This is a genomic window from Streptomyces sp. NPDC050535, assembly GCF_044457665.1.
GTDB lineage: Bacteria > Actinomycetota > Actinomycetes > Streptomycetales > Streptomycetaceae > Streptomyces.
The window spans coordinates 73,577-85,962 of record NZ_JBITHE010000015.1; the positions used below are offsets into that span (position 1 = coordinate 73,577).

11 protein-coding genes are annotated in these 12,386 nt (G+C 70.4%); 3 read left to right on the plus strand and 8 right to left on the minus strand.

Annotation, left to right across the window (positions count from 1 at the left end):
• Window positions 1-124: 124 nt before the first annotated feature.
• From ACIBLC_RS28990 to ACIBLC_RS29000, 3 genes are read right to left on the minus strand one after another with little or no spacing between them, the layout of a single operon-like run.
• Window positions 125-862, minus strand: a complete 738-nt coding sequence (locus ACIBLC_RS28990) for a hypothetical protein (RefSeq protein WP_399214222.1) — start codon at window positions 860-862, stop codon at window positions 125-127.
• Window positions 863-891: 29 nt separating this feature from the next.
• A complete protein-coding gene (locus ACIBLC_RS28995) occupies window positions 892-1,410 on the minus strand; it encodes a flavin reductase family protein (RefSeq protein ID WP_399214223.1) in 519 nt (172 codons plus the stop codon).
• A gap of 8 nt (window positions 1,411-1,418) precedes the next feature.
• A complete protein-coding gene (locus tag ACIBLC_RS29000; RefSeq protein ID WP_399214224.1) occupies window positions 1,419-2,600 on the minus strand; it encodes a hydroxylase in 1,182 nt (393 codons plus the stop codon).
• 338 nt (window positions 2,601-2,938) lie between these two features.
• Here ACIBLC_RS29000 and ACIBLC_RS29005 point away from each other — a divergent pair, with 338 nt between their 5' ends.
• Window positions 2,939-4,396 carry an MFS transporter gene (locus ACIBLC_RS29005; RefSeq protein WP_399214225.1) on the plus strand — a complete coding sequence of 486 codons (1,458 nt, stop codon included), beginning with the start codon at window positions 2,939-2,941 and terminating at the stop codon, window positions 4,394-4,396.
• 40 nt (window positions 4,397-4,436) lie between these two features.
• Here ACIBLC_RS29005 and mftF read toward each other — a convergent pair whose 3' ends face one another.
• The 5 genes from mftF to mftA are packed head-to-tail and all read right to left on the minus strand — an operon-like array spanning window position 4,437 to window position 9,519.
• A complete protein-coding gene (mftF, locus tag ACIBLC_RS29010; RefSeq protein WP_399214226.1) occupies window positions 4,437-5,822 on the minus strand; it encodes a mycofactocin biosynthesis glycosyltransferase MftF in 1,386 nt (461 codons plus the stop codon).
• Complete coding sequence (gene mftE, locus ACIBLC_RS29015) at window positions 5,819-6,580, minus strand: mycofactocin biosynthesis peptidyl-dipeptidase MftE (RefSeq protein WP_399214227.1); 762 nt, start codon at window positions 6,578-6,580, stop codon at window positions 5,819-5,821. The genes mftF and mftE overlap by 4 nt, the downstream gene beginning before the upstream one ends.
• Window positions 6,577-7,806: a pre-mycofactocin synthase MftD gene (gene mftD, locus ACIBLC_RS29020; protein ID WP_399214228.1), complete on the minus strand. Its 1,230-nt coding sequence runs from the start codon at window positions 7,804-7,806 to the stop codon at window positions 6,577-6,579. Before mftD ends, mftE begins: the two co-directional genes overlap by 4 nt.
• 46 nt (window positions 7,807-7,852) lie before the next feature.
• Window positions 7,853-9,367 carry a mycofactocin radical SAM maturase gene (mftC, locus tag ACIBLC_RS29025; protein ID WP_399214229.1) on the minus strand — a complete coding sequence of 505 codons (1,515 nt, stop codon included), beginning with the start codon at window positions 9,365-9,367 and terminating at the stop codon, window positions 7,853-7,855.
• Between the two features lie 8 nt (window positions 9,368-9,375).
• Window positions 9,376-9,519, minus strand: a complete 144-nt coding sequence (gene mftA / locus ACIBLC_RS29030) for a mycofactocin precursor MftA (protein WP_399214230.1) — start codon at window positions 9,517-9,519, stop codon at window positions 9,376-9,378.
• Between the two features lie 274 nt (window positions 9,520-9,793).
• Between mftA and mftG the strand changes: the two genes are divergently transcribed.
• Both mftG and ACIBLC_RS29040 read left to right on the plus strand, forming a co-directional pair.
• Window positions 9,794-11,338, plus strand: coding sequence for a mycofactocin system GMC family oxidoreductase MftG (gene mftG / locus ACIBLC_RS29035; protein WP_399214231.1), 1,545 nt, complete (start codon window positions 9,794-9,796; stop codon window positions 11,336-11,338).
• A 422-nt stretch (window positions 11,339-11,760) separates the two neighbouring features.
• Window positions 11,761-12,348: a DoxX family protein gene (locus ACIBLC_RS29040; protein WP_399214232.1), complete on the plus strand. Its 588-nt coding sequence runs from the start codon at window positions 11,761-11,763 to the stop codon at window positions 12,346-12,348.
• The last annotated feature ends 38 nt before the right edge of the window (window positions 12,349-12,386 follow it).

Sequence of the window (12,386 nt, forward strand, 5' to 3'; positions counted from 1 at the left end):
CCGGGGCTCGAGGGGGTGGGTCTGGGGGGTGTGGGCGGTGGGGTGGTCGGGGGGGGGGGGGGGGGGGGGGGGGGGGGCCCGGGGGGGGGGGGGGGGGGCACCCCCCCCCCCCCCCCCACGAGCCCTACGCGCTCGCCAGTTGAGCTTCCGAGGTCTCCGCGAGCTCCGCCTCCTCGGATTTGACAGCACGCAACAGCACGATGGGCGTGGCGATCTTCCAGACGAGGTAGGCCATCGAGGGGATCACGTTCGCGAGCAGCCCGTTCCATGCCAGCGGACCGGTCTTGTTGAGGAAGACGAAGGCTCCCGGGATGAGGAGGATCCCCAGCACGATGTTGAGGTGACCGAACCATCGGGGGAACACCGGCTTGGGACCACGGTCGACAAGAGCCGCCAGCCCGATCGACCAGACCTGTAGGACAAAGATGCAGGCATTGCCCACATACATGAGCCAGAACGTGTCACTCATCGCGGACAGGAGGTCGGGAGAGTGGATCTCCGGCCGGTACGCCGCGGCCGCGAGTATCGCCAGCGGGAAGAAGAATCCGATGGGGGCGACCACACCGGTGGTGAGCTGGATCATCGACAGCATGCCCCACCCGCCCTCGATCCTGCGGATCTGCAGGCTGGTCACGATGACGAACGGATACTCGAACGGGATGAACAGCACCATGAGCGCGACGCAGAGCAGAATCCGCGTCTGGTTGTCGGTCAGGAAGTCGACGATCTGCTCAGGAGTGTTTGTGGGGCTCATGGGCCTGAGGAGGTTGCCTACCGCGAAGGTAGCCAGCATCCCCACCAGCAGGACGAATCCGAACCACGCCGAGAGGCGTTCCAATCTGATGTGCAGCTCTTTCCGCATGGACGATCTCCTTTGATCGTGTCTGCCCTCTACCAGCCGACGAGCCTGTCCAGCACGAGAGTTGTGGTGGAGAGGTAGTCGCCGTATCCGCCGCGGAAGAAGAGGAGTGGGGTCCGCTTCGACTCGACGCGAAGATGTCGGACGCGTCCGACGACCAGGAAGTGGTCACCTATTTCGACGACTTGCTCCAGCGCACAGTCGACCCACGCGACGATCCCTTCCAGAACGGGATTTCCGAGGGGGGACGTCTTCCAGGTCACGCCCTCGAACCGGTCGGTTCCCCGGGCCGCCAGCTGCCGGGACAGTCGTTCCTGGTTACCCGCGAGCGAGTTGCCGCAGAAGCGCCCGGCGGTTCGAATCGTCCGCAGTGTCGTGGAGGAACCGTCCACCAGGAACGAGACCAGGGGCGGGTCCAGGGAGACGGACATGAAGGTTCCGACGACCAGACCCTGGGGCCGCTGGTCGGTGTCCGTGGTGGTTACCGCGACCACGCTTGTCGGGAAGTGACCCAGGACGTTGCGGAAGTACCGCCCGTTGATGGTGTCCATGCGCGGCCTCAGATCAGGACGCGCATCGACTCGGGGAGCTCCAGACCCATCTGGGCCAGGGCATTTGCGTGGTACGCGGTGCCGGGGACGTGGATCATGTGCTGGAGTCCCACGTGCGCGTCCCGCCAGTACCGCTGCAGCGGGTTGCCGTGCCGGATCGCGTTCCCGCCCGACCTCGTGAAGATGTCGTCCAGCGCCGAGACGGCCCGCCAAGCACAACGCACCTGGTTGCGGCGGACGTTGGCCCGGTCCTCGATGGTGATGGGCCGTCCGGCCTCGACCTGGTCGTACAGCCGGCTGATGCCGTCGATCAACTGGACCCGTGAGGCGGCGATCTCCGCCGCCGCTTCTCCGGCGGCGTAGAGCACGTACGGATCGTCACGCACCTGGACGCCCGTCACGGCGACCCGCTCGCGCTGCTGGCTCAGATGGAGCGCCAGCGCTCCCTCACAGATGCCGACGACCGCGGCGGTGATCCCGAGCGGGAACATCGCGCTGAAGGGCAACTTGTACAGGGTCTCGGTGAGCCCGACCGCCTCGGCGGCCGCCCCCTCGGTGACCAACTCCTGGCGGATCGTACGGTATTCGGGGACGAAGGCGCCTTTCACGACGACGTCCTTGCTGCCGGTTCCCGACAGTCCGATCACGTCCCAGGTGCCATCGATGATCTCGTAGTCCGAGCGCGGCAGGACGACGTGCAGCACGCTGATCGGCCCCGCCGGCTTTCCCTTGCCGTCGCCGACGAGCGCTCCGAGAAAGTCCCAGGAGCAGTGGTCGGAGCCCGAGGAGAACGGCCAGCGTCCGTTGAGGACGTATCCGCCCTCGACGGGATCGGCGATTCCGTTGGGCATGTAGGGCGAGGCGATCCACGTGTCCGGGTCCTCGTCCCACACCTCGTGGGCCAGCCGGGAGTCCAACTGGGCCAGCTCCCACGGGTGCACCCCGACCACACCGCACACCCAGCCCGCGGCCCCGTCGTGGCTCGCGACCGCCATGACCGTTTCCGCGAAATCCCGGGGATGGGCTTCGTAGCCGCCGAACTCCTTCGGCTGCAGGAGCCTGATCACGCCTGCCGAGCGAAGCAGTGCGACGGTCTTGTCGCTCAGCTTGCCGAGCTGCTCGTTCTCTTCGGCGAGCGCGGCCAACTCGGGCCCGATCTCCTCGATACGACCGACTACTTCGTGCGCCACGCCGCACACCTCCTGCGTACCGGTGAATCACGTGTGCCGCGCGTCGGCGGCGGGATCGCCTCATTGTCATTTCGCGGCCCGAGCGGCCGCTGAGGGCTTTCCGCTGACCGGGACAGACACGGACGGGAACCGGCGTACCGGGCGCTCGAAAACTCCTTCTGCGCCGTTCATTGATTGTACCGACCGTTAGGTCTACGTTACGGACGTCGCGTTGCCGACAGGTCGAAACGGACGCCGTTCCCGATCCGTTCAACCCCGGCAAAGGTACGGCCACCGCGACACGGGAACCGACGAGCACCGCTCTCCCCGCACCCTCCGATCACCCACGGAAGGCCCCTATGTCCGAGACCCGAACCGCTCCCCCGCAGGCTCCCGAGCCCACCCGCTCCACCGCGCGTAACGCGTTGATCGTCGTCGCGCTGCTGTGGGCGGTCCAACTGGTGTCGCTCGTCGCCGCGTTGTCCGGCATCGCGCAGGCAGAGGTCGCGATCCACTTCCGCACCACCGAGATCGCCTGGTTCACTCTCATGACCCTGCTGACCGGGACCTTCTTCCTGCCCTTCGTGATCAAGGCAGCGGCCATCTTCGGCAAGAAGCGTGTCCTGCTGGTCGCCACCGGGCTCGGCCTCGTCGGCGACCTGATCGCCGCCGTCGCCACCGACTACCGCACCCTGCTGATAGGCCGCGGTATCGCGGGCCTCTACGCGGCGGCGGCCCCCCTGGGATACGCGATGACCCGTGACGTGTTCCCGCGCCGCTGGGTCGGAGTCGCCAGCGGCATCATCGCGGGCGGCGTGGGCCTCGTCGCCTTCGGCGGGCCGTTCCTGTCCGGCTGGCTCCTGGACAGCTACGGTTTCCGTGGCGTGCTGTGGTTCATGGCCATCGCCACCGCCGTCGGCTTCGTGCTGGTCGCCGTCTTCGTCCCCGAGAGCCCAGTCCGCGAGCGGGGTGGCCGGATGGACTGGCTCGGCGGAGTCCTCCTCGGCGGTGGGGTCACCCTGCTCATCTACGCCGTCGGCCGGGGGACGCACTGGGGTTGGAGCAGCGGCAAGTTCGCCTCGTGCATCGCCGGAGCGCTGATCGTGCTGATCGCGTTCCTGCTCGTCGAGCGCCGGGTCGCCGAACCGCTGTTCCCGCTGTCCATGACACGGCGCCGCTCGGTGTGGAGCGTCCTGCTGGCCACGTCCATCGCGGCCGGCTCACTCAGCGCCGTCGGCGTGGTGATACAGCTGCTGATTCTGATGCCGGACATCCCGTCCGTCTCCGAGGGGCTGGGCTGGTCCGGCACGCACAACGCCCTGGTGACCAGCCCGATCAGCGCCATGATCATCCTTGCCGCGGTCGGCACCGGCGTACTCGCCCGCCGCGTGGACGCCCGGATCCTGCTGGGCACCGGCTCCGCGCTGACGGTCCTCGGGTACGGGATCGGCACACAGTTGCACCACAGCGCCGCGCAGATCATCGAGATGGGCCTGATCGCCGGGGTGGGCACGGGCATGGTCCTGGCCGTCATACCCATCATGATCATCGAGGTGGTCAGCCCCGAGGAGCAGGCCCTGGCCAACGGCGCGCAGACCCTCGCGCAGGGCGTCGCCCAGATCGTGGTCTCCCAACTGGCCTTCGTCGTCATGGCCCAGAACGGGACGGTCCTGCACGGAACCCAGTTCTACCTGGACGCCGGCTTCACGAACGGGCTCTGGCTGGTCGTCGGATGCTGCAGCGTCGGCGCGTTGCTCGTCTTCCTGATCCCGAAGAGCAAGCGCCTCGACGAGGCCACCGTCGGTCAGGCGGCCTGACACACCGCGGCGGTGAGGGGGTGGCCGACGGCCCGCCCCCTCACCGCGTGATCCGCGGCTTGAGGGCCGCGGTGGAACGGCCCTTGAGGGCGGAGAACGATACGCCGGCTCCGTAGGCGAGGTCGTCGAGACGCCGGGCGACGCCGTAGCGGACCGGGTCGAGGTGCGCGCCGTCGCGCCGGTACTCAAGGACGGTGTCTGCCAGGGCGGCGACCGCCGTGGCCCGGCGCACCCGGCGCGACACCGTGCAGCCGAGCGCCGTGAGCGGCCACCAGTGCCGGGTCATCAGGGCGGAGGCCTGCGTCAGGGCGCCCGCGACTCCGTTGGCGGTGAGCCGAAGGGCCAGCCGGTGGGGATGGCCGGTGCCGTCCAGCTTGCGGGCGATGCCCAGGGCGGTCGCTCCGGCTACGGCTGCCGCGACGGGCAGCGACCAACGGCGTTGGGCGAGCAGTACGGCGACCAGCGCGGTGCTCCACGGGGCGAGTACGGCGGGAGCGATGAACTCGGGGTGGCGTTCGGCGAGCGGGTGGGCGCCCGTGCCGTAGACCGCCTTGCGCAGCAGCCAGTCGCCCAGGCGCCCGCGGTGTTCATGGGCGGCCTGGACCGCCGGCTCGTACCGTACCCGCCAGCCGTTCTCGATCAGTCGCCAGCACAGGTCCACGTCCTCCCCGACACGCATGCGCTCGTCGAAGCCGTCTGTCAGCGCGTCCACCCGCGCCACCGTGCAGGCCGTGGACGCCCAGGAGACAGGACTCCCCGGTCGTACAGCGGCCGGGTGAGCACCGAGGTCGAGCGAGGAACGAGCGTTCTCGTAGCGTCCGATCCAGGTCGTGGCCGCGACCGGCAGCCCGGTGATGCGGGGTACGGCCATGGCGAGGCGGGGGTCGGCGAAGTGCCGGAGCAGTGTGGGGACGGTATCGGGGGCGAGCACGATGTCGGAGTCGGCGAAAACCACGAAAGGGGTGGTGACGAGCCGGAGGCCGGCGTTACGCGCTCCGGCAGGGCCCGCGTTGGCGGACAGGGTGTGCAGTCGGGCCCCGTGCCTGGCGGCGACGGCGGCGACGGTCTCCGGGCGCCGTGAGGCGTCGTCGACCACGATCACGGGGTGGCCCCGCTCGATACTGCCGAGCAAACGGTCGAGTTGGCGGGGGCGGTCACGGACCGGCACGACGACGGTGTAACGCGGGTCGGGATTCGGTGGGAGCGCGTGGACGACGGGGTTGGCCATACCTGTGTCGAGCAGCCGGCCCGCCAGAAGCGCGCCCGCCGCGTCCCGTACCGCGACCGTCCGGCCGGTGAGGAGACAGCGGGCTCGCGGGGTCAGGCGCAGTAGTCGGGTCGGGAAGCCGCCGAGAAGGGCGCGGCCGCCGTCGATGACCCGGGTGTGGCGGTCGAGCGCGACAACGAAACCCACGGGAAGAGTCATCCGCGCGCCGCGTTCGGATGCGACCTTCCCGACGGCTCGACGAGGCGGCCCCGACCGTCCACCACGTGAGCGGCGATCCGGCGGACGACGGCGGCCACCATCGACTCCACGGTCCGGCGCCCCTCCGCGGCCGAGGCACCCGACGGATCACCGAGTACGCCCGAGGGCGAGACCGCGCGGACCCCGCGGGCCATCAGGTCCGGCAGCAGAACGGCCAGGGGCCGCGTGTCTCCGGCGACGGCCCTGTCCGTCCGCACCGTGTCGGGAGCAAGGTGCAGCATCACCGAGGTCTCCGTACGGCCGGCGTGTGGATCGCCTCCTGGCACGTCGCAGCCGGTCCACGCGGCGTCATGGCCCTCGGCACGCAGTCGGCTCACCGCCGCGTCCAGGGTGGTGAGGTTCCCGCCGTGGCCATTGACGAGGACGACGCGCCCGGCCCAGAGCGCCAGGGACCGCACCATCTCCACGATCACCGCCTCCAGCGCCTCGTGCCCCATCGAGACGGTCCCGGGGAAACCGGCGTGTTCGCCGCTGGCGCCGTAGGCCAGCACCGGTGCCACGAGCGGCGGGCCGGCCGGTCCCCCGGACAAGGTGTCGGCGGCCCGCCGTGCGACGGCTCGGGCCACGACGCTGTCCGTGTCGAGTGGCAGGTGCGGGCCGTGCTGCTCGGTGGACCCGATCGGAACCAGGACCAGCGCACCGTCAGGTACCGCCGGCCACACGGTGCGTGCGAGATCGCCGCCGCCCGGCTCGGTCACGCGACCGTTGCCCGGCCGGCGGCCGGCACATCCGGGCCCCGGGTGTCCGCGCCCGCGCCGAGGGCCAGGGTGAACCCCGAGGGGATCACCAGGTCGTCCGGCGACAGTTCGTGGACGGAGGAATGCCCCAGGCCCAGTACGGCCGAGTCGAGGCCACCGCGCAGGATGTCCAGGACGTTCTCGACCCCGGCCTGTCCGTTCGCGGCCAGGCCCCACAGGTATGCGCGGCCGATCAGAACGGCCCGGGCGCCGAGGGCGAGTGCCTTCGCCACGTCCCCGCCGCGGCGGACACCGCCGTCCAGGAGGACCTCCACCTGGTCGCCCACCTCCTCGACGACGGACGCGAGGACACGGATGGTCGCCGGTGTGGTGTCCAGGTTGTTGCCTCCGTGGTTGGAGACCGAGAGCGCCGACACGCCGGCGTCGACCGCGCGCCTCGCGTCGTCGACCCGGGTCACACCCTTCAGGAGGAACGGGCCGCCCCACTCCTCGCGCAGCCACCTGACGTCGTCCCAGATCGGCGGTGTGGTCCGCATCCATTCCCCATAGGCACCGAAGAACGTCGGCGCCTCACCGCCGGGTGGCCGGAGATTGGGCACCGTGAGGTCGGGGACACGGCCGGACTTCGCGTACCGCCACAGCCATCCCGGGCGGGGCAGTACGTCGGGGGCGTACCGCAGCACGGCCCTCAGGTCGAGTTTCTCCGGGATGGCCGGGCTGCCCCAGTCGCGGCCGTGGGAGAAGGACCAGTCGAGGGTGACGATGAGAGCCTTGGCGCCGGCCGTCCGGGCGCGGTCCATGCGCTGCACCATCGTCTCGCGGGTGCCGCTCCAGTACAGCTGGAAGAAGAGGTTCGGATTGGCCTGGGCGGCCTCCTCCACGGGCTTGCTCGCGTATGAGCTGAGCCCCATGATGACGCCGCGGCTCGCCGCCGCACGCGCCACGGCCACCTCTCCGTCCGGGTCCACCGCCTGGACCCCGGTCGGGGAGATGAGCACGGGAAGTGCGGTCGGCACGCCGAGCACGGTCGTGGAAAGGTCGCGCTCGGCACGCTGGCCCACGACGTGCGGGGCGAAACCGAGTTCGGCGAACGCCGCGATGTTGTCGTCGATCGTGCGGCCTCGCTCCGAGCCGGCGACGAGTGCGCCGTAGACCGAACTCGGCAACCGCTTCTTCGCCCGGCGCTCCGCCTCGGCGACCGTCTCGAACCAGGGGTTCCTGCCCATGTACGTCGTCCCCTTTCTCTCTGCGTGAAGCGCAGGCCGGTTGTCTCTACGTGAAGCGCAGGCCGGCCAGTGGATCCTCGGCGCAGTCGGCCACCGGGGGCCGGTCCAGCTCCTCACGGCGTGTGAGAACCAGGTCGACGGGGGCCGGGCGCCCGGGCGGAGAGGTCCGGTGGGAGTGGTCGGCCGACGGTTTGGGGAGGTGGGCCCTGCCCTGCGGGCGCCGGGCGAGTCGCTCCTCGCCGCACCCGCGCACGCACTCGGGGTCGGGGCCGTCCAGCGGGAGCCCGGTGAAGAACTTCGCGGCCATGCATCCGCCCTTGCATCTGTCGTAGAAGCCGCAGGAGGCGCAGGCTCCCCCCTGCTGCGGGGTACGCAGGCGCCGGAAGAGTTCCGACCCGCGCCACACCTCCGTGAAGCCGCCCGGCTCGCGGATGTTGCCCGCGAGGAACTCCTCGTGAATGGCGAACGGACACGCGTACACGTCTCCGACCGGGTCGATCAGGCAGACGACGCGTCCGGCGCCGCACAGGTTGAGGCCGGGAAGCGCCTGGCCGTAGGCCGAGAGATGGAAGAAGGAGTCACCGGTCAGCACGTTCTCGCCGTGCGCGAGCAGCCAGTCGTACAGCTCGCGCTGCTGCCCGGCCGTCGGACGCAGTTCGTCCCACACGTCGGCGCCACGCCCGGAGGGGCGCAGCCGGGTCAGGCGGAGCTGGGCGCCGTGCCGGTCGGCGAGTTCCTTGAACGCGTCGAGCTGCGGGATGTTGTGGCGGGTGCACACCACGGAGAGCTTGAAGTTCCGCACTCCGGCGTCGGCGAGGTGGCCCATCGCGCGCAGTGCCGTCGCGTACGAACCGGCGCCGCGCACCGCGTCGTTGACGTCCTGCGTGGCGCCGTCGAGGGAGATCTGGACGTCCACGTAGTCGTTGCTCGCGAGCCGTCGGGCGGCCTCGGGGGTGATCCGGACGCCGTTGGTTGAGAACTTCACACCCACCTGGTGCGTGGTGGCGTAGTCCAGGAGTTCCCAGAAGTCGGGGCGGACGGTGGGCTCGCCGCCGCCGATGTTGACGTAGAAGACCTGGAGCCGCTGCAACTCGTCGATGACGGCCTTGGCTTCCCCGGTGCTCAGTTCGCGTGGGTCGCGGCGGCCGGAGCTGGAGAGGCAGTGGGTGCAGGCCAGGTTGCAGGCGTAGGTCAGTTCCCAGGTGAGGCAGATGGGAGCGTCGAGACCGGACTCGAACAGGTCGGTCAGCCGTGTGGAGCTGGACGCGGTTCCGGGTGCCTGGGGTGATGAGACCCTTCCGACGACCATCGACGACTGGGCGAGTGCGGCCAGAGCCCTTCCGTAGTGCGGCAGTTCGGACTCGCGAATGCCGACGGCCAGGCAGGCGTCCCGGGCGGTGGGCGCGTGGGAGAGGGACTGAACGACCGCGAGCAGTCGGCGGTCCTTGAGGAACGTGAGCTTGCGGGTTCCGAAGTGGTACAGCAGCGCGCCGAAGGGTTCCGGTCGTACCGAGACCTGCGTGTGCAGGTCCCAGGCGTGGTCGAGGTCCGTCGTGGTCATCTCGTGGCCTAGTAGACGCCGCACATGCCGTCGATGGAGATCTCCTCGATCAGGTCCTCGGCATCGATCAGCGACTCCGTGGTCACGGCCTCCCCGGCCTGGACCTCTTCGGCCCGGACCTCTTCGGACGGGGCGGACTGGAGCTCGTTCATGTGACTCTCCCTAGGCATCCCACGGCTCCGCGGTCGTGCACCACGGGCCGCTCCCATCGGATGACGGGAGGCTATGGGCACCGTGAGCCGGAATCGAAGCCTCGGTCCCGGTCACCGGAACGGTCGCGCCGGGCCGTCGTCACGAGCTGATTCGCTTGCCCATGGAGCAAAGCGACCGCGAGGAGAACCTCTCGCGCCTACCGTTGCGCCGCGGCCGACAACACATGCGGCAGCGCGGCGAGTTGTGCACCGCGGACGACACGGATGCGGCCCGGTGAACCGCCCTGATGTCATCGTCGTGGGAGCGGGGGGCAGCGGTGCCGCACTGGCGGCCCGCCTCAGCGAGGACCCCGCCCGCACCGTGCTGGTGCTCGAGGCCGGCCCGGCGCCGCGTCACCGCTCGGCGTTCGCGCCCGAGTTGCTGGACGCACGGCTCGTCCCGGGTGCGCAGCCCGGCCATGCCGCTCTCCAGCCGTACGCCGTTCACCTCACCCCGCGGCATCCGTACACGGTCGTCCGGGGGCGCATCCTCGGTGGCTCGACCACCGTCAACGGCGGGTACTTCGTCCGCGCCCGCCGCGACGACTTCGACCGATGGTCGGCCGTCGGCGGCGCCGCCTGGTCCTACGACCGGGTGCTTCCGCTTCTGCGCGCGCTGGAGACCGACCTGGACTACGGTGCCGACGACCTGCACGGTGCCCGCGGGCCGGTACGGATCCGGCGCACGGATCTCCGTCACCCCGCTGCCGTCGCGTTCCGGGAGGCCGCCCGCGAACTGGGCTTCCCCGCGGAACCGGACAAGAACGCCCAGGCCGCTGCCGGGTTCGGCCCACTGCCGTCCAACGCCGAGGACGGACTGCGCATCAACACCGGCATCAGTTACCTCCTGGACGCGCGCGGTCGCCCGAACCTCACGGTGGTAGGCGACAGCACGGTCCGCGGTGTCGTCGTCGAGCGTGGCCGGGCCACCGGCGTGGCGGTCGAGCGCGACGGGCGCCGCAGCACGGTGGCGGCCGGCGAGGTGGTGCTCTGTGCGGGGGCCTTCTCCTCCCCTCACCTGCTGCATCTGTCGGGAATCGGACCGCGACACGATCTGGAGCGTCTGGGCCTCCCTGTTGTCAGGAACGCTCCCGCCGTCGGGGCCCGTTTCAGCGACCACCCCCAGGTGGTGATGGAGTGGACGCCTCGGTGGCCGATGGCCGAACCCACCGGCTCGTGGCTCGGCGGCGCCCTGCATCTCTCGTCGTCGGGCGGCGCCTACCCGGGCGACCTCGAGATCCTTCAATCTCTGGTCCCCATTACGGGGTTGGTCAGCGGGACGGTGGCCCACCCCGGCGCACCTCTCGCGTTCCTCGTGTCGGTCCAGTCACCAAGGCTCAGTGGCCGGATGCGCACCCGGTCCGCCGACCCGGCCACTCCCCCGCGCCTCGACTACGGATATCTGAGAACCTCCGAGGACAGACGCCGCATGCGTGAAGCGGTCCGCACCACGGCCGCGCTGGTCGCCACCAACGCCTTCGACGAGATCTCCGTCGGGCTCGCGGAGCCCGGACCGGAGGAACTGGACGACGACGATGCGCTCGACCGATGGATCCAGAGGCGCCTCGGGACCTCCCAGCACACTTGCGGCACCGCTCCGATGGGCCCTGCCGAGGATCCCCGGGCGGCCGTCGACCACTACGGAAGAGTGCACGGCGTCAGCGGTCTTCGAGTCGCGGACACCTCGATCCTGCCCGCGGCACCGCTGCGCGGCCCGGCGGCAACCGCCGTTCTGATCGGCGAACTCATAGCCGACGCCATGCGGCGTGACCTGACCTGAAGCGGCTCGAACCCACGGACCCGTACCTGGGACACGGCAGCTCGCGGCTCCAGGAAGGCGCCGTCCAAAGGCACTTGGCGGATGCTACGCGCGGACCGGAGCCTGCGTGGCAGGGATCACATCCGAGCGCCAAGGCGCTTGTGGGCTAGGGTAGTTGCTCTGTCGCCGCCTCCCTCTCGGGAGGCGGAGCTGAGTCCGCCGAGCGGCTTTCGCGCTCGGTGCACCGCCTCAGCGACCGGGGCGGATGGCCGGTCCCGAGGAGCGCTTCGCAGGGCTCGATGGCTGACGCGATCAACGGGGACACCCTCCCTTGGTGAGGCTCCGCACGTCCGGGCGGTTCGCCCGACCCGGAACCGACCCGCCCTCTCCAGTTGCCAGGCTTCGAGATCCGAGCAAGTTCCGCCACCGACAAGGAGCTTCCGATGGCAGACCCGAATTCGTCCCAGCCGGCCGCCGCAGGAGTGGGCCGGGACGCGGCAGCTCTCGCCCTGCGCGGCGTTCTGGGGCCGATGCTGTTCGCACACGGCTGGAACAAGGTCGCGGGACCGGGGGGTCTCGAGGGCACCACAGGCTGGTTCGAGTCCCTCGGCCTGCGCCCTGCCGCGGTACACGCCCGGTTGGCCGCCGGCACCGAGATGGCAGCCGGGGCCGGACTCGTCCTCGGGCTGGCCAACCCCCTGCCGGCTGCCGCCGCCGTCGGGCTGATGGTGGTGGCCGCCCGCACCGACCACCGCGGCAAGGGCTTCTTCGTCTTCAAGGGCGGTTGGGAGTACACCGGAGTTGTCGCCGGCGCTGCCGTGGCCCTGGCCACGCTGGGCCACGGCCGCTTCTCCTTGGACGGCTTGCTGGGCCGCCGCAGCGAGGGTCCCGCGCAAGCCGTGTTGGCCGGCACGTTGGGGGCCATAGCTGCCGCCGGGATGTTGAAAGCCTGTTACCGGCCGAACCAAGCAGAGGTGGAACCAAGTGACCAAGCGAGTGGCCTGATCCAGCCAGGCACCACAGTCTCCTGATTCGTCCTGCCTCCGAGGCGTCCTGATCGAGCCGCGCA

Coding starts and splice junctions, on each gene's coding strand:
- mftF (WP_399214226.1), bottom strand. CDS start 5,822: ATGACTCTTCCCGTGGGTTTCGTTGTCGCGCTCGACCGCCACACCCGG.
- ACIBLC_RS29040 (WP_399214232.1), top strand. CDS start 11,761: ATGGCAGACCCGAATTCGTCCCAGCCGGCCGCCGCAGGAGTGGGCCGG.
- mftD (WP_399214228.1), bottom strand. CDS start 7,806: ATGGGCAGGAACCCCTGGTTCGAGACGGTCGCCGAGGCGGAGCGCCGG.
- ACIBLC_RS29005 (WP_399214225.1), top strand. CDS start 2,939: ATGTCCGAGACCCGAACCGCTCCCCCGCAGGCTCCCGAGCCCACCCGC.
- ACIBLC_RS28990 (WP_399214222.1), bottom strand. CDS start 862: ATGCGGAAAGAGCTGCACATCAGATTGGAACGCCTCTCGGCGTGGTTC.
- mftC (WP_399214229.1), bottom strand. CDS start 9,367: ATGACCACGACGGACCTCGACCACGCCTGGGACCTGCACACGCAGGTC.
- ACIBLC_RS28995 (WP_399214223.1), bottom strand. CDS start 1,410: ATGGACACCATCAACGGGCGGTACTTCCGCAACGTCCTGGGTCACTTC.
- mftA (WP_399214230.1), bottom strand. CDS start 9,519: ATGAACGAGCTCCAGTCCGCCCCGTCCGAAGAGGTCCGGGCCGAAGAG.